The sequence below is a fragment of the Desulfobacterium sp. N47 genome (genome assembly GCF_051233685.1).
In the GTDB taxonomy this organism is placed as follows: Bacteria; Desulfobacterota; Desulfobacteria; order Desulfobacterales; family RPRI01; genus RPRI01.
In genome coordinates this window covers 1-21,650 of sequence record NZ_JBAMMY010000331.1, presented here as the reverse complement: position 1 = coordinate 21,650, position 21,650 = coordinate 1, and the positions used below count along the sequence as shown (strand labels likewise).

Genomic DNA, 21,650 nt, shown 5'->3' with positions numbered 1-21,650 from the left:
TGTTGCACTTATATCCGCGGAAATAAAAAATTTGGCAAAAGAAACGAGCAGTGCCGGAAATATAAAATCTCTTGCCGCAAGGACTCTTTTCAACAGATTGCCGCTAATAGATAACATCCATCAAAGTTATTTTAATGTATTAAACTGGCTGCAATCAGGGGCGAAAACAGTTTTTTTGCAGGATGCCGACACTCCGGTTATACCAACGCAGCAACTGGTAGAAATAATCCTTTATTTAAGAAATAAGTTTCCTTCTATTGAAAGAGTTACATCTTATGCAAGAGCCAAGACTATTTACAAGAAAAAAGACGATGAAATTGCTGATCTGTTCTGCGCCGGTCTTACAAGATTACATATAGGGCTTGAGACAGGTGATGACGAATTGTTAAAAAAGGTTCAAAAAGGTGTAACGGCAGAAGAACATATAGTTGCAGGAAAAAAAATAAAGAAAGCCGGCATACAGTTCTCAGAATACATAATGCCGGGCCTTGGCGGAAAAATCATGTCAGTGCAGCATGCCGAGAATACGGCAAGAGTATTAAATGCGATTGATCCTGATTTTATAAGATCAAGGCCATTTAGCCCTTTGCCCGGAACACCGATGCTTGATGATTATTTAAACAAAAGGCTGCAGATACTATCTGCACATGAGCGGCTTAAAGAAATAAAGATACTTATAACAAACCTTAATGTTACCAGCAGAGTTTGCTTTGATCACTTCAGGAATCCGGCATATTATAATGCTACAGGACAGGTTGTCCATATTTTCAAGCAGGACTATGATGGGTATAAATTTCCCGATGAAAAAGAAACTGTTCTGGCTTTATTAGAAAAGGGGCTTAAAATCAGCGAAGATAAATTATTGCAAACCAAAGATTTTATTCATCTTGGCATTATTTAAGCTGAATATAGAACAATCGGTTCATTCCGTGCATGGCATAAAAGCTGATTTAAGCAAGTGGCAATTTTTTCCATGATAGGGGAAATATTTTCCACCTTGAAAAAAGGCTTTACAATAGGCATGTTCAAAATACGTTCGTACAAAGATATGAAAAAATTATTTTTATCTTATTTTTATGGGCATAATAAGTTATGGCTATATAATAAATTTGATCGTGCCCGAAAAATTAAAAATGGTTGCTCTGGAGGTATTTCCATTACACAGCTATAACATATCTATCTTTACAACATCTCTTGAGGTCGTCAGCTTATACTATTCTTGACGGGTCATTTTAATTTTTATCAAAAATCACATCAGTCTTAATCATACCTGCTCCGGATAATCATTTATAATTCGATACAGAAAGAAAAATGGTAGTATAAAAGAAGTAAAATAAGTTTTATGAAATGTAACTTAATGCAAATGTATGGCAGGCAAAAGCTGGCAGCAAAGAACTTCTATTGGCATATTCGTTGCTAAGCTTATAAGTACTTCCTTCCGGGATTTAGTTTTTTGTAACATCCAGGATAAAGAAAAACATTTGCAAAGGTTGAAATAAAAAAGCAAAGCCAAACATTGACTGGCGAGTCGGGGTGTGGAACTTGTCAATGAAAATGAGACACATTCATTAAGAGTTTAGTGTCGTAATGGATCACTATTTTCCGGTACCGGTTTATTTATCCATGCTTGCCTTCTCCGGAGCTTCGGGATTAGGAACAATAGCTTTAATCCCTGATTCACGCAGAGCGGCAGTTGTGGAAATTCCAGTCGCCCTGCGGGCTCCTTCCATTTCCACAACTTTTGGCTTAAGGTTCATAACCTTGATTTCCTTCTTTTCCATCTACTTTTCTCCTTCCCGCCCTACATTAAACTATTTGGGGGAAAGTGTCTCACTTATATTGGCACAGAGGCAACATGCTCTAAATTCGGGCTTCCTGGTCCCTTATTATTATTTATTGCTTTTCAAGATCAAAGGTCAGCGAAGTACCCTAATGATTATCACTTTACTGTTAAAATCTGTCAGTTGACTATAAGCAGTTAACTGTAAACCGATTAAAATCTTATTTTAAGTTTTCTTCTAAAACTACTTTGTTAAACTACTATTTTTGTCAAGTTAGAATTTCATTAGTTTTTTATGGTGATTTTTTAACGAAAGGCTTGAGAGAATCAAGAAGTTTAGGAAGGTGATGCAAAAGGACTATAAAAAGCCACCGGCAATTACTGCGAAATATCACAGCTGTTTTGTTTGAAATGATAAAAGTATTTCATAACTCTTTCAATGTAGTCTTCAGTCTCTTTGTAAGGGGGGATGCCTTTGCAGGAATCAACAGTGCCGGGGCCTGCGTTATATGCAGCCAGTGCCAGATCAAGCTTTCCATCGAACCGTTCCAGCAGTTTCTTGAAATATCGTGTTCCGGCTAAAATGTTTTCCCCAGGATCAAAAGGGTCTTTCATATTAAAAGCTTTCACGTTTTCAGGCATTATCTGCATTAATCCAAGGGCTCCGGCGCTTGATACGGCATTTGGATCAAAATCGGACTCAGCCTTTATCACAGCTTTAAGCAAAGGGAAAGAAACGCCATGCTTCTTTGATGCTTCAGTAATCATATGATCATATGCATTTGATGAGTATAATGACAAACGGGGCTTTGAAGTTTGTTTTTGGTTATCCTTAATAAAAACACGATAGTCATATGACGGATTTGTCGGAACATTAGTAAAATGTATAACACCTTCTTTATCAATGTATTTATAAATATCAGCATAGGCTGAAGTAGTATAGCCGGAAGTCATCACCATCATGATGAAACAAATGAAAAGTATTGTTATTTTCAGATAATATTTCAGCATATCTCAAACCAAAATTAAATCAGTTTTCCTCTAACACACTATTATTAAATTAAGTTTAAACTCCAGAGCCAGTTTCAAAAAGTTCCATTTAGGCCGATTTATGCGTTGGGCTCAAATTTTGCACGCAGTGAAGCATAGCGCTATCCTCGAAACACTAAATGTATTCATTTGGTTAAAATTTTCGCCCGCCTTTGACCTTGACCAAACTGAAACGTTTTGAAAGTGGCTCTCAATAATGTTTCTTTTATACTTTTAACATTATACATATTTTTCAGAGTTACTCAACCAAAACATGAAGCACACTTATATATGCTTTTTTTCAAGTCTTGCCACAGATTCTATATGAAACGTATGAGGAAACATATCAACCGGTTGCACTTCCATAACATCATAATAATCTTTTAAAACCAAAAGATCCCTTGCAAGGGTTGCCGGGTTACAGGAAACATAAACGATTCTTTCGGCGGATATATCGACAACCTGCTTTACCACATCTTTGTGCATCCCTACCCTTGGCGGATCAATTATAATTACATCGGGCTTTTTGTCGATCTTTGAAAAGCTGTTCTTAATATCTCCGGTAATAAAAGTACAGTTCGATATACCGTTTATTATGCAATTTTTCTTTGCATCCGATACAGAGCTTTCACAAATCTCGATACCGGAAATTTCAGAGGCATCTTCAGAAAGAAAAATTGGTATAGTACCTGTCCCGCTGTATAAATCGATAACCGTCTCTTTCCCGGAAAGCTGAGCAAACTCCTTTACTTTGTTATATAAAATTTGTGCCCCTTTCGTATTTGTCTGAAAAAAAGAATTTGCCGATATTTCGAATTCAAATACTCCGAGCTTATCTGTTATGCAGGAATATCCGGCAAGAACGTTTTCATATTCTCCAATAGCCACACCGGCTTTGCTTGAAGTAATATTATTTATTACAGAAACAACATCGGGATACTTTTCCATAAGCATATCTGACAAAGGTTTAACAATTTTATTCTCCTGGACAGAAGTAATGATATTTACCATCCATTTACCGTAGGCTGCCGAATTCCGAAGCATAAGAAAGCGCCAGAATCCTTCATGCGATCTGAGCCCATATACAGGGATATCGGAATTTTTTATAAAATCCTTTACATCATTTAAAATCAAATTTCCCGTATCAGGCTGCAAAAGGCAGGATTTTATATCAAGCACCTTATCAAAAGTTCCCGGCACATGAAGGCCTAATGCGAAACCGGCGGTTTTTTCTCCGGGTACAAATTCCGAAGGCAACACCCATTTTTTGTCTGAACAGGAAAATTCCATCTTGTTTCTGTATGCAAAGATCGATTCCGATGCAATAACCGGATGAACCAAAACACCTTGTAAAAGACCTATATGTTCCAAAGCTTCTTTAACATGCTGCTGCTTGTAATAAAGCTGACGATCATAGTTTAGAAACTGCCACTTACAGCCTCCGCAATAACCGCTGTATTCACAAGGCGGGGCTGTTCTATCCGGAGACGGCTCAATAATTTCCACTGCAGTTGCTTCTGCAAAACTCTTCTTTTTTTTTATTATGCGCGCTTTAACCCGGTCTGATGGAACAGCTTTATCCACAAAAACCGCAAGCCCGTCAACTTTGGCTATTGCTTTTCCGCCAAAGGCCATGCCGGTTATTTCAAGTTCAACAAAATCGCCTTTTTTTAATCCCATGCACAGTAATCCTTTGATTTAGCTTGATCTGAATATCTTATTCTTCCGTTAATAAAAATTGCCTTAATACTGCTTAAAGAGGATGGAATATCCGAAGGCATACCTTCTATTGCGATGAAAGTAGCGGGCTCTCCTCTTGCAATATGCCCGAATTCATTTATGCCAAGCAGTTCAGCACCGTTGAATGTAGCACATTTTACAGCTTCAGGCACCGAATAACCCGCCGTTATCAATAAATTGAGTTCTTCCTTTACAGCCAAACCGTGGTGAACGCCGGTACTTCCCGAATCTGTGCCGAGTGCAACTGTAACTCCATATTTTCTTGCATTTTCAATTTGTTTTAGCTGATGCTCAAGATTCATGCAGGTAACATCATATTCAACGCTTTTCTTTTCCATATGCTCCAGATAAGCTTTCATGGTACAAGCCGTAGGAACCCATATAATATTTTTTTTTGCCATTAATCCCAGGTTTTCATCTCCCATGAAAAAACCATGCTCTATCGAATGGCAGCCGGAAACCAGGGCAAACTCAACCGGCTTTTTGCCGTTTGCATGCACCATAACCTTAAGACCGAGTCTTTCGGCAATTTTTACTGCATCCGACAGCTCTTTGATGCTAAATTGCGGACCGGTTTCTTTGCTAAATTCCTTCAGGCTGTTTAAACCTGAATTTACTATCTTGATATAATCAATTTTATCAGAACAATTTTTTATTGCTTGGGCAAGAGAGCAATTTTTTTCCGGCGGCCTTCCTATCAATCCTCCATATCTTCCTGCCTTGTGCCATGCTTTTCCTGAAACTTTAATCTTAACCGGAGATTCCATTATGTCATGACATTCATTCAAATATCGCAATGAATGAGCGTATTTATCACCACCGTCTCTTACAGCTAAAACGCCATGAGACAAATGTTGGGCAATATGATTTGAAATGACGACTTTTGCATCAGCAAAGTTTATATCAAGCTGTTTTTTTCTGACAAAAGGATCAACGGTTCCTGACATGCAAAGATGGACATGGCTGTCAACCAATGGAGGAAGAATCGTGCATAAAGACAAATCCGCTGCTTTTATTGAGGGATCTTTAAATCCTGATTCATTTATGGAAACAATACTTTCCTTTTCGGTGCCTATTCTTACATTTTTTAAAACAGGGCCGCCGCTTCCATCTATCAGCCACCCTGCATCTATAAATTTCATATCAGACATACGCCCCTGAAAACGGACCTTGATTGTGTGAAACAACAAGCTCTTTTCTGATAAGATCAAGCGCAGTATAGGCAAATATTTTTTTATTCATCATACGGTTGCGGAAATTAAAGTTAAAAGTAAAACCCTTAATATCATCCGGTGTTGCAAGGCCCATACACACGATTCCTACCGGCTTATTCTCGGTGCCTCCGGAAGGTCCGGCAATTCCGCTGGTTGAAAGGCCGTAAGTTGTACCTGCAAGTTTTTTTGCACCAACAGCCATCTGCTTTGCCGTTTCTTCGTGCACGGCTCCAAACTGATCTATTGTCGCCTTTTCTACTCCCAGCACTTTAATTTTGGAATCATTTGAATATGTAATACCGGAAAAAACAAAATAATCCGAACTGCCTGAAACATTGGTAAGCATATCCGAAATCAAACCGCCTGTGCAACTTTCGGCAACAGCGATTGTGGCATTATTGTTTTTCAGAAGATTTCCTACCACAACTTCCATTGATTCGCCCTGAGGTGAAAGCACTTTATTGCCGAATATGTTCAAAACCTTTGCACAAGCTTCATCAAGAAGCTTAATAGTCTCGTTCTCATCTTTTCCCCTTGCATATAATTTCACATGAATCTCGGGAAAAGTTGCTCTTAAGCCGAATTTAATGCCGCCAAATTCTTCGATTAGGGGTAACAGATTTTCGTTTACCGCTGCTTCTGTAAGACCGAAGGTGGATATATTTTTAATAATACTGTACTCTCTAATACCTTCCTGCAGCTTGTTGATTTTTGGAATTACCGTTTCGGAAAGCATCCTTTTCATTTCATAGGGAACACCCGGAAGAAAGAAGAAAAGACATTTTCCTGCTTTCATTGCAAAGCCTGGAGCCGATCCCACCGGGTTATCCAGACATTCGGAACCTTTTGGAAGCATGGCCTGCTTTTTATTCAATGGATTTATCAGGCGCTTTCTTTTTTCAAAAAAATTTTCCACTGTTTTTAAGGCAGCTTCATCAAGGCACATATCCACACCGGCTGCAATCGCCGCAGCTTCGGCAGTAATATCATCTGTTGTCGGCCCAAGCCCGCCTGTAACGACTGCAAAATCCGCACGTGCTCCGATCTCTTTTATTATCGAGGAAATGGCATTCAGATCATCTCCTACGGTACTATGCCTTACAACTTCAAGACCTGCATCTTCAAGCGCCTGCGCTATATGCGCCGAATTGCTGTCAATCAATGCCCCTGAGCGAACCTCGTCACCCGTTGAAAGGATCTCTGCTATCATATCCGAATCATTCCTTTAACTATTAGATATTAAAAACTATTGTTTGTTATATAAAACAAATTGAAAAAATTTCCCCAAAGATTAATATATCAAATCATATCCGGCAAGTTATAAATCTTAATCATGAAGATGTTCTTTCAGACAGGTGCTACGGTAACTGATTTCTACAATTGGTATTTCCCATTGGCCGCAACGTATATTTGCTTTATATTCCGCTTGCACATCTGCGGCCTTCCGGGTTACCAAACCAATTATAGTTATCTTTTCAATGGTATGTACTTTATCCCGCCAGTCTTTTACGGCATCTTTTGAAAGTTGTGCGACCGCAACTCCGTCAAAAGTGAAAAGCCTCAGATTGCCGGAAGCTTCTTTTAAATGCAGTTTTTCACCGCAGCAAAGTTTTTTAAGACTATCGTGAATTGTCGCCTTCTCCGGAAACTTCCCGGCAAAATCAAGATAAAGATGCCTCATTCCAGGAACGGCAGTATGGCAGAATTGATATAGCTCACATTCATCGGCAGAAATGGTAATTTTTCTTTCAACAAGACAATCTGCCCATATCATCGGCACATGGGGGTTTTTGGCATCCGCAAGCTTAAACAGGGTCAAGGTATCTTTTGCACGTGTCATGGCCACATAATACAGCCTGCGCTCTTCCTCGACTTCCATCTGATTCTGATATGATCGCCAACCGCCGTCAAGCACAAACACATGTGAAAATTCCAGCCCTTTTCCGCCATGCACCGTGCTTAAATATACGCCATGTCCAAAACGCTGCTCTCTTTTCTGATCGGCAAGCGATTCATATATGAAATCTATCGCAGCCTGGACAAATACTTCCGAATCCCCTGTTTCCTCTTTCCACGCCTCAAGAAGATGCAGGATCTCTTTGTCCCAATTATTTGGTAACGAGCCGGTTTGTCTCTTATACAAATCAATCAGACTTGTCGCTTTATAAAGTTCATTATTGATTTGTGCGAGTTCCGCCAGAAAATTTACTACTTCTCTGATCCTTGAAATAGGAAATGATGATTCTCGATCAAGAGCATAACTGAAAGCGATTTCGTTTTTTTCAAGCGCTGTGCGAACCATAGACAATTGAGGAAAATTTAATCCGTTTCTTGCAAATACGGCTATATGCGCCTCATCAGTTTCAGGTGATATCTTTTTAAGCCGCTTTATCTCACTCACAACAGCGGCTGCCTGCTCGGCGCTGTTTTTTATTGAAAATATCTGAATATTTCCTCTGGAAACCGGATCTTTTGCTCCCCAAATTCCTCCGGGAGAGCTGTCTTTTCGCAGTACGTCAATGCGGATGGGATGTTCGGTTTTCATCCTGACTCTGTTATGACAGATAAGAGAATTTGCGGCATCTATGATGTTTTTAGTGCTTCGGTAATTATCAACAAGATGGTAGATCCTGGCATTATAATCTTTTTGGAACCTACGGATAAACTCGACATTTGCTTTTCTAAACCCGTAAATACTTTGATCATCATCACCCACCGCAAGAATGCTTAATTTTCTGTCCGGATCTTTAAGCGTACGGCCTGCAAGTGCTGAAATAAGATGATATTGCTGCTGATCTATATCCTGGTATTCATCCACAAGAATATGCCGATACCCTCCCAGCAAGCGGTCACGAATATCATCCGGCTCGATCCCCTGCAATTCCTTTTGGCCGCTTAAAAGATCAATGGCTTCAAGGATAATATCTTCAAATGCCTTTGTAAGCGATTCTTTATCTTTAGAAATTGCACTATCGTTTTGTGCAAATGATCGTCCGGCGATTCGCATGGCAAGAGCATGATAGGTTAAAACAGTGACATCGCGCGCTTCGCTTCCGATCAAATCCCAGAGGCGTTTTCGAATTGAAAGAGCTGCGCTGTGGTTAAAGCAAAGCGCAAGAATACTTCCCGGCGGAACTCTCTCAACTCTTAACAGATAGGCGCATCTGTGAATGACCACCGTGGTTTTTCCCGATCCTGGCCCGGCAAGAATCAAAATATTGTCTTCGGGCGAGCTGCATACAATCGATTCCTGTATCGGATTTTTAAGTGACTCCACGATACGCCCGTAAGACGCAGCACTTGTGGCCCGTTCAATTTCTTTGTGATTGTCCGGAAAAAAACGTTTGATAAAACCTTTTCTGTCCATCGTAAAATATGCTGTTACCAACGCCAGAGCCTGCCTGATTTTTTCCATGCCCAGGCGGGCGTATTCATTCATCACATGTACCTGGAATATTTTCTGCTCGTAATGTTGTTCCAGCGGCTCATAGTCGCCCTTGCCATATCTTCGCAAACGCGATTCGGGAAGCAGCCGGATGGTAAGGGCCTGCCTGAACACCGAAAGTCCTTTTTGCAGAATAATCACTTTTTGTTCATGCAGAAAAAGCAGCCCTCTTTCGATAGCAGCCAACATTTTTTTATCTTCCACGACAATCGTCAGATCACGGCGGATGGCTTGTGCCATATCATCGCTGGAAAACTCAACAAGTATTTCAGCCTGGCTCTTTCTGTTCTCCGGAATTCGATCATAAATGGCTTTTAAAAGAATATAGGCAAGATTGCGGCGGCGGCTGTCTATTTCGCTGATTTCAAGCCAGCTTCTTTGAAGTTTCACGCGATATTGATCCTGATAGGCATGCCTGAACTGAATGCTGCCCTGCCGCTCGGCAAATCCGGTACCGTCTCTTGCAATACTTGTAAGCAGCGTTCGCAGCAGTTCAGGATTGGTGTCCGCATATCCTTCATTAATCAGACGCTGGTTGAGTTTCCTGATGTCAAGAGAAACCCATTCGCCGGTTGTTTCCATCGGATGTTCTTCTCTTAAAATTCGGATCATCGCCTGATCAATTTCACATACCGTATCTAACATATGGCGAGCATTGTTTTTCCCTTTCGGCCTGATATAGGCAGACATCAAAATTCCGCTTTGAATGATTCCCTGCTCTGCCATCTGGTGTAAAATATGGATTATTCTTCTGGTATCTGAAATAATATCATGGGTAATTCCTTCAATGCCACCAAGGTATTCGGCAATCTGATCCGCACTCATGCCATCATCCGGGTCGGCATTCATAAGGCAGCGTATCACAGATTCCCAGATCAGGCGGTTTTGTGCTGATAAATTGAGTTTATCAAGTTGCGGCCCGATCTCTTCCATGGTTTTGAATTTCGGCTTTCCCTGAAAAACACTGGTTCTGTTTTCGTTTCTTAAGAGATACCCGGCCCTCTCCAGCCATGCAACTGCGGTGATTACTTTGGTGCCTGCCCCGTAATCATTGCCTGTAAAGCTTGTTTGAACATCTTCCTGGCGTAAAAGTTCACCGGGTGTAATGATGATTTCCTGATTTTCATTTCGTTTTGCCGCACGAAGTCCTCTTAAAATCTGGACAATGTCCCGGCGATGCAGCTTGGACAAAGCTCCGAGTTTGAACTGGGTTTCAATGTCGGATTCATCATAAAGCAGTACACAATCCGCTTCTTGTGTGTCACGTCCGGCACGGCCTGCTTCCTGGAGATAGTTTTCAAGAGAGCCGGGGATATCCGCATGGATCACAAGGCGCACATCGTTTTTGTCGATTCCCATCCCAAAGGCGTTTGTAGCACAGATAACCGGCACATCCCCGTTTAAAAAAGCCTCCTGGATATACCGCTTTTCAGGCGCTTTCAATCCGGCATGAAACGCCTCGGCCCGCCATCCCTGCTGCACCAGAAAATCCCTTACTTCTTCCGTTTTGTTTTGTGTGGCGCAATAGATAACCGCACTGCCTTTTGCAGGCTTTCCGATTCGTTCTTCAAGAAGTGCATGAACCCTGGCATATTTTTCATGGCTGCTAACAGTCTGAACTTCAAAGCGCAGGTTTTCTCTTTCAATTCCGCCCTGAAAGACCGCAAGATCCTGGCCGAGCTGATCCTTAAAATGAGACAGTATTTCTTCAATGACTTCTTTTTTTGCCGTTGCAGTGTAGCAAGCAACAGGTGCTATGGAAGATGATTGCTCTTTTGAAAATTCACGTATGAATCTTGCTGCATACAGATAATCCGGGCGGAAATCATGGCCCCATTTTGAGATACAATGCGCTTCATCAAACACCCAGCAGCCGATTTCTCTGGACTTAAGCGCTTGTTTTACCGAACGGTTCCGAAGCTGCTCCGGCGATATATACAATATGCCGATATCCCCAAGGCGCACCTGTTCAAGGATTGCGCCACGTTCAGGCATTGTAAGCATTCCGTTGATTGCTTCCACATCATTGGTATTAAGCGTTCTTTTAAGACTGTCCACCTGGTCTTTCATAAGTGCCTGCAGCGGTGATATCACTACGGTAAGAAGGCCTCTTCGGTGAAACCTCACAAAGCCCGGCAATTGGTAGCAGATTGATTTACCAAAGCCTGTGGGTAGAATTCCCAAAAGCGGCCTATCTTTCATTCCTTCTGCTGCAATCTCATACTGAAGAGGTGAGCCGGAAGGAAGCATCCTGAAATCATCGTAGCCGAAATATTTTTTCAGTTGGGCTCTGGGATTGTGGTTTATCCCACAATATTGGCAAGTATCGTCATCACAGGATTCGTCCCGCAATTTTTTAAGAATTGGTGACAAACTATCAAAACGGTGCCTCACCCAAGGCGGTATTACGGAATTGCCTCCGGCAACCCTCAGCCAGGCCAGACAATAAGCAAGCACACGCCGATCACCGGGATTTGCCAAAAATGCCGGAATAATTTTTTCAAGCTGGTTGGGGCACACCTGAGAAGATGTTTTCGTCTGAAAAACCGTAAATGCTTCCTGCCCGGTTATAATATCTGAAGCACCCAAACGGTGAAAAATTTCAGCAAGGCCCTCACCACTCAAAGCATCACTTGCCGGATGCGCTTTGTCAAAACAAAACCGGTAAAAAGACAGTATTTCGGGCTCGTTTTCAAAAAGCTTTGAAAAACTTTCCCATTGATCCAAAAACACCGAGCCTGCAAGGCGGGCATCATATATTGGGTTGTTTAAGCAATCCGAGACAAGCTTGTAGTCTTTAACAAGCCGGTGGTATGGATTTTCAGGAAAAGCCAGAGGCGAAAGATAAAGGGTGTCTACCACAAAAAGATCAGTAAAGCAAAGATCCGAAGTAAAGCTTTTAACAACAGGCAGGTCATGGTTGAGCAGATTGTGCCCAAGAACAAATTTGGCGCCGTAACAAAATCTATCCAGATCTTTCAGGGCAGTCTCAATTTTAAAGTTTCCTTTACGTTCAAACGTCCGATCCCCAAAAACGGCCCCTATATGAAAGATCCTGTTTTGCCCCGCCACCTCCAGATCAATCAGAACACATTCTTTAAGAAACTCTTTTGCCGCAGCCTCCCCATCCCACCTTGAAACAGCGCGGCTATTGTCACAGTTTACTGCCATATTGATTATGCTTATATATGCATTGATTGTTCTATAAAGGCTTCTTGTTTATTTTAGTGAAACTCCACTCCAAGAATAGGTTTCTTAAGAAAGTCCAACCCTGAAGAGTGGCATCAAAAGCAATTATACTACCTGCTCTCCCATCGCATTATCAATTAAAGCGCCGATATTTTCCGCAAGATACAGAGGAATTGAAAGAAGGCGGTATTTCACCGGTTCTCCTAAAGTTGTTTTAACGTTTATTGCTTCAATTGACAACGGATTTGCATCAAACCGTACCGCAAACGACAGTTTTTTTTCGGCCATAAACATATGCAGCGATTTCATGCTTCCGGCAGCCCCGGATTTGACTTCGATGGGAATAATATTATTTCCATGTTGAATTATATAATCGATTTCACCAAGACGCCCCCCTATCCTTTGCCAGTAAAAAAGTTGCGGGTCTGTTTCAGGTCCCTGGGTGGCCCGCAATTGCTGGCCTATAAACTGTTCTGCAACGCCTCCTTTATTTGAAAAAATTATTTTATCCGGTTTTAATCGTTTATCAGACGCCAGACCGAGCTGGGCTGAAATGAAACCTATATCAATCATCAGAGTTTTGAAAAACTTTTCATTTGATTGTGCGCCCAAAGGCAAGCCATTGCCGCTGGTGTGGGCGACTCTTGAACATACTTTTGCCTGAGACAACAACATTAAAGCTTTTTTAATGACTATTGTCTGAATATTCGGGTCAACTATACTATAAACAAATTTGTTCCCAAGTTGTTCGGTAACCGAGAGCAAGATTCTATTGAGTAACCTGGCATCCATTTCTCCACCATATTTATGAAAATCATCTCTATATGTAGCCAGAAGATCTTGCTGGATTTTAATACATGTCCGCATATCTTTGCTATCCAGCCAGATTTGGACTGTCTCAGGCATACCGCCGATAAGGCAATACTGTTGATAAAGATCAATGCACCCGGCATGCAGAGTTTGAGGCATAATCTTTTCCGGAACAAAAGAAAGCATTTTCTGATACAGCACCTCATTTCCCGATGCCAGCACGAATTCAAAAAATGACATGGGTTCCAGGTAAAAATATATAACCCGTCCTACCGGCATACTGTACTGCGATTTGTTCAGGGCAAATTCCAGCAAAGATCCGGCAGCGATAACCGGAAGCTCGGGCATATCTTCCTTAAACCATCTGAGTTTTGAAAAAAGTTCCGGTGCAGCTTGAATTTCATCTAAAAAAAGGCAGGATGATTCGGGAAAAATCTTTATGATTAAAGCAGCTTCAATATTTTTAATGATTTCCAGTGGGTTATTTTCTGAAAAGAGGTCTGCCAGATTCGGATATTTTTCAAGATTCAGCTCGATCAATTTGAGCTTGTTTCTATCTGCAAAATCCCGTACAAGCCAGGTCTTACCGACCTGTCGCGCACCTCTGATCACCAAAGGTTTACGATTTGGACCTTTGAACCATTTATCGAGTTTGCCTGAGGCAAATCGAATCATATTTATTATCCTTGTTAATAATGTTGGTTACAGGCAGAAATTTTAATCCAACAATTCGATCAATCATCAAAGATGGCGTTATTTTTTTGTATTAACAATAAAACAACACGTTGTTTTTGTCAAATAACAATAAAACAACACGTTGTTTTATATATTAAGAAAAGTTCATCATCTGCATCATACATACCATCTTCTTATAAATTCTTGTCTTATATACAGGTAGTTAATAACAATTGTTTGATTTAAAATCAATATTGTTGTAAAAAACAAGCTATCAGGATTAAATTATTTAACTGAACATAAATAATTCCAGCACAAACTATAACAGCCGGATTAGATGAAACCGGGTGAGAAAAAAAATGAGAGAATTTAACGTAATAATTGAAAAAGATGAAGATGGTTATTTTGTTGCTTCTGTGCCGTCCCTTCGAGGATGTCATACGCAGGCAAAATCTCTTGACAGTTTAATGAAGAGAATAAAAGAAGCTATTGAGCTTTGCCTTGAGGTGGAAGAACCTATATCAAATGAATTTGTTGGAGTTCAAAAAGTAGCAGTTAACTAATGACCACATTTCCATTGCGTTACCGTCTTCGGTGGTTCCAGGAATGGGAATATTACGATCCACGCACAACATCGAAATGAGAAACTGCATCAAATCCGGACGCTTGTCCTTGCAAACCGCTGATCTTAATGCAAATTAAATTCATCTGACTTTATTGAAAAAAGGTGTCGAAAGTACGATATATGTCGTAAGAAAACATGCTAACAAATGGCTAAACATTATAGATTGCTAGCATATAAGGTACACGATTTGCCTTATGCCGGACCTGATTCGTTTTATTTATGAATAAGGCGCAGCATACCAATTATTTAATAGCCATTTTTCTTTTAATAATATATAAATCATAATATTTTATTTTTCATAATTGGAAGAATAACCTTTAATATATTATATGAAAATTCTCCGGTATAAAAAATCACTATCCATTCTAATTTTTTTGCTGTGCTGCTGCACAAGTATAGCCTTGTGGCAAAATCAGAATAAACATGATCGTAATTTGATTATGCAGCAAACGAATGCTTCAGCTGAACAGATACAGATTCGTATTGAAGGAATGATGACTGCAAGGATAGCTTCCCTGGATTTGATTGCCCAGAGATGGGTGGATAGAAACCCTCCTGATTTCACAAAACAGCGTTTTTTCCAGTTTGCAGGAACTGTTTACAGGTATTATCCGGGTATCCACGGCATCAGCTGGATCGATCCGGATGGCATGTTTCAATGGATTTTTCCGAAAGAAAATAACCCGGAAATAATAGAAAAAAATGTCAGCCAGCTGGATACCGGTATACGCAGCACTTTCGAAAGAGCCAAAAAAACTCTTGAATTCGAAACATCACCTTGTCTTGTGATCAAAGAAGGAGAGATTTGCTTTTATACCTTCTGGCCGTTGGTTTATAGTGGCAAAATACAGGGCTATCTCAACGGGGTGTTTCAGGTGCAAAAAATTATGGACGTTTGCCTTGGGAAAGAGATTGAGCAAAATTTTTGTATCCTGATATATGAAGACGGCAAACTGATTTATATGAATGAAAAGCAGCATAAACATGAATATGAATCCGGGCATAGCAGCTTCAGTGTTAATAGAACTATACGTTTTCCTGGAAAAATCTGGCAGATGAATATTGAACCAAGATCCTCTCTATTTGAATACAGAGACATTTCAAACCGTTCTTTTCTTTTTTTTGCAATTACAATATCATGTATCCTTTCAGTGGTTTTTTTTCTTTTTCTTCAGCGCATGGAAATGTACCGGCTTGCCAGAGACAGCGCTCTTGGTGAAATTGAAAAAAGAAAACAGACGGAAGATGCTCTTAGGGAAAATGAAAAGAAACTGGAAGATACCATGGCAAAACTGCTTGCAAAAAATACCGAGATGGAGTCTTTTCTGTATTCCATATCACATGATCTGAAAACACCGATTGTAACAATTGATGGTTTTATAGGTGCATTGCGTGAAGACTTTGGAACCGATCTTCCTGAAAGTGCAGAAAGTTATTTTGAATACATAAGTGAAGCAACAAAAAAAATGGGGCTTCTTATAAATGATCTCATTGAATTATCACGCATTGGCCGGGTAAATGAAAAAAAAATGTCGCTGCCGTTTGAAGAAATTGTTAAATCGGCTATGATTATGCTTAAACCGCAAATTGAAGCTAAAGGAATTTCTGTAAATATCCAACAGGACCTTCCCGTTGTTTACGGTGAAAAGAAACGATTGGTCCAGGTTATTGAAAACCTGCTCTCTAATGCAATAAAATATATAGGAAAAAACAACCCAGCGCCTCAAATTGAGATTGGATATGAAAAAAATGGGGTACAGGATGTTTTTTTTGTTAAAGATAACGGAATAGGTATACAGCACAGGTATCAAAAAATTATTTTCCAGGTATTCCAACGGTTGCCTGATGCAAAAAAAGCAGGGGAAGGCACCGGTATAGGACTTGCTATAGCGACAAGGGTCATTGAACATCATAATGGAGAAATCTGGGTGTCGTCCGAACCAGGACATGGAAGTACATTTTTCTTTACACTAAATAAAAATGAGGTTTAATATGATATATGAACCATTAAGCATACTGCTCGTTGAAGATGAAAAAGCTCATGCCGAATTAACCAAGCGGGCGATACGCAGAGCCGGCAATGTCAACCGTATAATCGTTGCAGGAGATGGTGAAGAAGCGCTGGATTATCTTCATAACCGTGGCAAATACTCTGATAGGCTAAAAAATCCAACAGTAGGCCTGATATTGCTTGATATAAAACTTCCCGGAATAGATGGCATTGAGGTGTTAAAACAAATCAAGGAAGATCCCAAACTAAAAAAAATTCCCGTTATAATGCTTACAACCTCTGACAGAGAAGAAGATATTGATAATTCCTACGATCACTACGCAAACAGCTATCTGACCAAGCCTGTCGGATTCAAGGAATTTGAGGAAAAAATCATGCAGTTAAATTCTTACTGGCTGCTTATTAATGAGCCGCCGGTATTGGAAGAATAGCAACTTCACTTACATAAGGATTTGAAAATATAATGGATAGTAAAGCCAAAACTTTGCAGATTGCCATTATCGAAGATGAAGACGCACATTATTTTTTAATTGAACGTGCCATATCTAAAAAAATTCCTGATGTTACGATTCATTATTTCAAGTCCGCCGGTGAATTTCTGGAAAAGTTTTATGAAAGCGGATTTGATATCATCATCACAGATTACCAGCTGCCTGACATGTCGGGCATAGAACTTCTTGAAGTTTTAAATAACGAAGGTAATGAGATTCCTGTTATTATGGTTACCGGACAGGGCAGTGAGATGGTTGCCGTAAGGGCCATGAAGCTTGGAGTCTGGGATTATCTGGTAAAGTCTAATGATTTTTTTACCCTGTTGCCTATGGTTATTGAAAAGGTTGCCAGGGAGCGCAATCTTGAAGTATCTCTGCAAAAAAGTGAAGAAAGATTCAGAATTGTTTTTGAAAACTCACCCATAGGTATAGGGCTTTACGATTCCAAAGGATACGCGATAGAGATAAACAAAGCTCTTATGAATATATTCGGAGTATCCGGTTTAGAAAATTTAAACAGATTTACAATATTTGATGACGTCAATATGACCGATTCACTGAAGACAAAACTATTGAATGGTGAAACTGTCCGCACCGAATTATGTTATGATTTGGAATTGGTTAAAAAAACAAACCTTTATAATACAACAAAATCAGGCACTATTGATATTGATTTACTTATCAGGATGTTAGACGCTAAAGACGATCATCGCCTATCAGGGTATTTATCCGTTGTTCAGGACATTACCGAGCGCAAAAAAGCTAATGAAAACATTCATATGCTTTCACAGCAATTGCTCCAGGCTCAGGAAATGGAAAGACAGATGATTTCCCGTGACCTGCACGATAAAATTGCCCAGGATCTTTCCATGCTTAAAATTGGATGTGAAACCCTTATCGACAAAAATAGCCGGCCGGCTGAAGACATTTATAGCAAAGTATCGCAGTTATCCGATACACTTCGTGGAATAATAACTGCTGTAAGGGATATGTCGTACGAGTTACGGCCTCCAGGTTTAGATCAATTTGGAATAGAATCAACTATATATCAATACTGCAAGGAATTTTCCGAAAAAACCAAACTTAATATCGAGTTTAATTCAGCTGGTATGGGTGACATAAATCTATCCCCTGATATCGAAATAAATCTCTATCGTTTGATTCAGGAAGGACTTAACAACATAAGAAAACATGCCGCTGCCAGCCATGCAGATATCAAGCTTGTTGCTTCTTATCCTAATATCATAATTCGTATAGAAGATAACGGGAAGGGATTTGACGTAAATAAACGTCTGGCCGGATTAACGAATGAAAAACGAATGGGGCTTCGAAGTATGGAAGAAAGGGTGGGCTTGCTGGAAGGCAAAATAGCAGTAACTTCTCAGCCGGGCAAAGGAACAAAAATCTTCATAGAAATTCCCTTCAAGGAGAAAAACAATGGCCTCGAAAAAAACAGTTCTGATTGTTGATGATCACCCCCTTTTCAGACAGGGAATTAAAGCACTTTTGGACAAACAACCTGAATATGAGGTGATAGACGAGGCCGGTAGCGGCAAGGAGGCTATACTAAAAGTCAAAAAATTTGAGCCGGATATTGTTGTAATGGATATATCTTTGCCGGATCAAAGCGGTATTGATGCTACCCGCGAAATAATCGGTTTTCTCCCTGAAACGCATATCATGATTTTAAGCATGCATTCCAAGATCGATTATATTGCGGAAGCATTTCAGGCAGGTGCGTTAGGATATGTAGTAAAAGAATCAGCCGTTGATGGACTCATTAAAGGCCTTGATATAATAGCAAAAGGTGAATATTTTCTTGACAGTTCTCTTTCCTGTGAAGTTGTTAACCGGTTAATGGAAACCCCTACAAAAAAAACAAAAGCAAAAGATCTTGCTTATGGAGCTCTTACTCCAAGGGAACAGGAGGTCTTGCGGCTGTTGGCAGAAGGTATGGCTCCAAAGGCTATAGGAGAAAAGCTGTTTATCAGCCCAAAGACCGTTGAAAATCACCGGGCGAATATTATGAGCAAACTTGACCTTCACAGCATCCTGGATCTGGTTCGTTACGCTGCCAAAGTTGGACTTATTGATGTTGATCTCTGGAAGGGTTAAAAATTTGCATAATAAAATTTAATAATAATTTATAATGTACCTTCCGACCTATTTACATGGTACGGCTTTTTGATTTATTTATATCAAAAGAAATTTTTGCTTATGGAATTTCAGCAAGGAAATGAAATATATTACGAACAGGAGATATCCTATGGATAATATAATCAGCATACTTAAGAAGCAAGCTCCTGCCAACCTTGATGATGCTCTTGCGAATTGGCCTGTGCGGAAAAAATACAATAGATCACCAGGCGACTGGCGGGATCAGGTATTCTATTTTTTACTTCCCGACCGTTTTTCCAATGGAAAAGAACGACCCGGAAGACTTTTGGATGCCGATATCAGCACCGTTGAAGGCCTGGCGAAAGTGCGTGCCCTGCGCAAAACAGACTGGCTTTGGAACAAATGGCAGGATTCCGGAGAAAACCGTTTTCAGGGAGGCACATTGGCGGGTGTTCGTTCCAAGCTTAATTATCTTGAAAAGTTGGGCATAAGCACCTTATGGATAGGGCCTGTATTCCGGCAGAGGGTGGAACTCAATACTTATCATGGTTATGGCGTTCAGGACTTTCTTGATGTTGATCCCCGTTTTGGCAGCCGGCGTGATTTAATTGATCTGGTGAATGCCGCACATGACAGGAACATGTATGTTGTACTGGATATTATTTTTAATCACTCGGGATGCAACTGGCTTTATGATACAAGTGCAGGCGATATTTTTCAACCGGGGTATCTTCCGCCTTTCGGCAATTACAGCCCTATATGGCCGCGAAACGGCTTCGGTTCAGCAATCATGGACAATGGTCAGAAACTGGGACGTGATGATTATATCTGGCCTGTTGACTTACAGGGTTTTGGGAGTTATATTCGCGCCGGTAGCGGTGATCTTGGAAAAGGCGATATAAACGATGAAAATGCCGAACACAAGAGAACGGATTTTTGTGATTTGCGTAAATTCAATCTTTTTTCAGATGATACTTTGCGTTTTCTTACGCTTGTTTACCAGTATTGGCTGGCTCTTTCCGATATAGACGGTTACCGGATTGATACTTTTAAACATGTGTCATTTGAACAGGCCAGAAATTTCTGTAATGCTCTTAAGGAATATGCAGAGGATCTGGACAAGGACGATTTTTTCCTTGTTGCAGAAGTGGCAGGCGGCAATTCTGCGGAAGATCGTTATCTGGATGTTACAGGACGGAACTTAAATGCCTGTCTGGATATCGGCGAACAACGTGAAACAATCTGTAACACAGGCAAGGGAACAGAGCCTTCAGCCAGATTTTTCGCCGGTTTTAATTACTATGATGAAGGTATGGGATCGCATCGCAACTGGGGTTCCAAACACCTTAGCGTTGCCGATGACCATGATCATGTATTCGGAGCCAAGCTCAGACTTGCTGTTGATGCTTCCAATGATCACCAGAGTGCGGCAGTAACAGCCATGCAGCTTTTTACTCTGGGAATTCCATGTATTTATTATGGAACCGAACAGAGTCTGGCCGGAGGAGCCGAGCCTGATCAGCGCAAATATTTAAACGGCTGGGGCAGCAAAGACTGTCTGTTGCGTGAAGCCATGTTCGGCCCAAAATATCCAAGGGCATCGGGATTTGCGGGTACAAAGGGAGAAATTGATGAAACACTAACAGGCTTTGGCCCTCACGGCACTTCAGGATGGCATGTGTTTAATGCAAAACATCCTGTTTATACGCGTATTTCCAAACTATCAGAAGTGCGGAAAGCCTTCAAGCCATTGCGCCGTGGCCGCCAGTATCCGCGTCCGGTTTCAAATTTCGGCAATGCATTTATGTTTTATGGTGAAGGAGAGATCATTGCATGGTCCCGTATATTTGACGATCAGGAAGTACTGGTAGTCATTAATCCGCATGGGACTCAAGAGCGTGGAGGCAGAATTTTAGTTGATGGCCGCCTGTCCGCCGAAGGGATGCAGATAATAGCAAATACCGATCCTGCAGCTTCTGAACGGATGAAGGAAGGCGTTGTTGTTAATGTTGATTCATTGAATGAGTATAGATTTGTGTGTCTGGATAAATGGCTGCTTGGTCCTTCAGAAACTATGGTGCTGGCAAATCGTTCGGCAACAGAAGCAGCTGGATTAAACTGGAAGGGATAAGTTGAGATTATCCTTTATGCATCCGGTTCTGTATTTTGCAAAAATTAAATTTTTATTAAAAGATATCAGTAGTGTCCGGTTAAGTTTTTGCATGTTATATGGGATAAAAAAATTATAAAAATGTTTATTTTTTGCTTGACAAAGCAGATAAAAAATTTTTGTCGCCTTGTTATAAATTATAATTATAACAAGGAGTTAAGGCAAAAATGCGCGCATTTAATATCCCTAAAAAGAAATTTAACACTTTATCTTATACTCGATTTGTCAAACCATTGCAAAAGATTTTCCATAGCATACCACTGCTTGAATCCAGGGGGTACAGGCCATTGAAAATGACTTTTGAAGATCAACTACAGGCACTAATTTTTTTCCATCTCCAGGAACATGAATCA

Annotated in this window: 14 protein-coding genes; 7 read left to right on the top strand and 7 right to left on the bottom strand. The window is 40.4% G+C overall.

Translation table 11 applies throughout. The features are described from left to right. On the top strand, positions 1-901 hold a 901-nt coding region (locus VXK47_RS21010), incomplete at its 5' end, for a radical SAM protein (protein WP_435550746.1). A 712-nt stretch (positions 902-1,613) separates the two neighbouring features. On the opposite strand, the gene VXK47_RS21005 is transcribed toward VXK47_RS21010, so the two are convergent. From VXK47_RS21005 to VXK47_RS20975, 7 genes are all read right to left on the bottom strand, one after another. Then, positions 1,614-1,781, bottom strand: a complete 168-nt coding sequence (locus VXK47_RS21005) for a hypothetical protein (RefSeq protein WP_435550745.1) — start codon at positions 1,779-1,781, stop codon at positions 1,614-1,616. A gap of 377 nt (positions 1,782-2,158) precedes the next feature. Next, positions 2,159-2,791 (bottom strand): transglycosylase SLT domain-containing protein, encoded by a 633-nt coding sequence (locus VXK47_RS21000; protein WP_435550744.1) that lies wholly within the window; start codon positions 2,789-2,791, stop codon positions 2,159-2,161. 303 nt (positions 2,792-3,094) lie between these two features. Beyond that, entirely contained in the window at positions 3,095-4,489 is a 1,395-nt protein-coding gene (rlmD, locus tag VXK47_RS20995) for a 23S rRNA (uracil(1939)-C(5))-methyltransferase RlmD (RefSeq protein ID WP_435550743.1), read from the bottom strand. Then, positions 4,480-5,700, bottom strand: coding sequence for an amidohydrolase family protein (locus VXK47_RS20990; RefSeq protein WP_435550742.1), 1,221 nt, complete (start codon positions 5,698-5,700; stop codon positions 4,480-4,482). Before VXK47_RS20990 ends, rlmD begins: the two co-directional genes overlap by 10 nt. Then, the gene (locus VXK47_RS20985; protein ID WP_435550741.1) at positions 5,693-6,973 is read right to left on the bottom strand and encodes a CinA family nicotinamide mononucleotide deamidase-related protein; all 1,281 of its coding nucleotides are present in this window, start codon (positions 6,971-6,973) and stop codon (positions 5,693-5,695) included. The genes VXK47_RS20990 and VXK47_RS20985 overlap by 8 nt, the downstream gene beginning before the upstream one ends. A 117-nt stretch (positions 6,974-7,090) precedes the next feature. Further along, on the bottom strand, positions 7,091-12,379 hold the full coding sequence (locus VXK47_RS20980; RefSeq protein WP_435550740.1) for a RecQ family ATP-dependent DNA helicase: 5,289 nt from the start codon (positions 12,377-12,379) through the stop codon (positions 7,091-7,093). Between the two features lie 123 nt (positions 12,380-12,502). Next, entirely contained in the window at positions 12,503-13,882 is a 1,380-nt protein-coding gene (locus VXK47_RS20975; protein ID WP_435550739.1) for an ATP-binding protein, read from the bottom strand. A gap of 359 nt (positions 13,883-14,241) precedes the next feature. On the opposite strand from VXK47_RS20975, the gene VXK47_RS20970 reads away from it, so the two are divergent. The 6 genes from VXK47_RS20970 (at position 14,242) to VXK47_RS20945 (ending at position 21,258) form a co-directional block, all read left to right on the top strand. Continuing rightward, a complete protein-coding gene (locus tag VXK47_RS20970) occupies positions 14,242-14,445 on the top strand; it encodes a type II toxin-antitoxin system HicB family antitoxin (protein WP_435550738.1) in 204 nt (67 codons plus the stop codon). 502 nt (positions 14,446-14,947) lie between these two features. Further along, positions 14,948-16,498 (top strand): sensor histidine kinase, encoded by a 1,551-nt coding sequence (locus VXK47_RS20965; RefSeq protein ID WP_435550737.1) that lies wholly within the window; start codon positions 14,948-14,950, stop codon positions 16,496-16,498. A gap of 1 nt (position 16,499) precedes the next feature. Further along, the gene (locus VXK47_RS20960) at positions 16,500-16,949 is read left to right on the top strand and encodes a response regulator (RefSeq protein ID WP_435550736.1); all 450 of its coding nucleotides are present in this window, start codon (positions 16,500-16,502) and stop codon (positions 16,947-16,949) included. A gap of 32 nt (positions 16,950-16,981) precedes the next feature. Beyond that, entirely contained in the window at positions 16,982-18,478 is a 1,497-nt protein-coding gene (locus VXK47_RS20955; protein ID WP_435550735.1) for a hybrid sensor histidine kinase/response regulator, read from the top strand. Then, entirely contained in the window at positions 18,447-19,124 is a 678-nt protein-coding gene (locus tag VXK47_RS20950; protein WP_435550734.1) for a response regulator, read from the top strand. Before VXK47_RS20955 ends, VXK47_RS20950 begins: the two co-directional genes overlap by 32 nt. Positions 19,125-19,275: 151 nt before the next feature. Beyond that, a complete protein-coding gene (locus VXK47_RS20945) occupies positions 19,276-21,258 on the top strand; it encodes an alpha-amylase family glycosyl hydrolase (RefSeq protein ID WP_435550733.1) in 1,983 nt (660 codons plus the stop codon). Positions 21,259-21,650 lie beyond the last annotated feature (392 nt).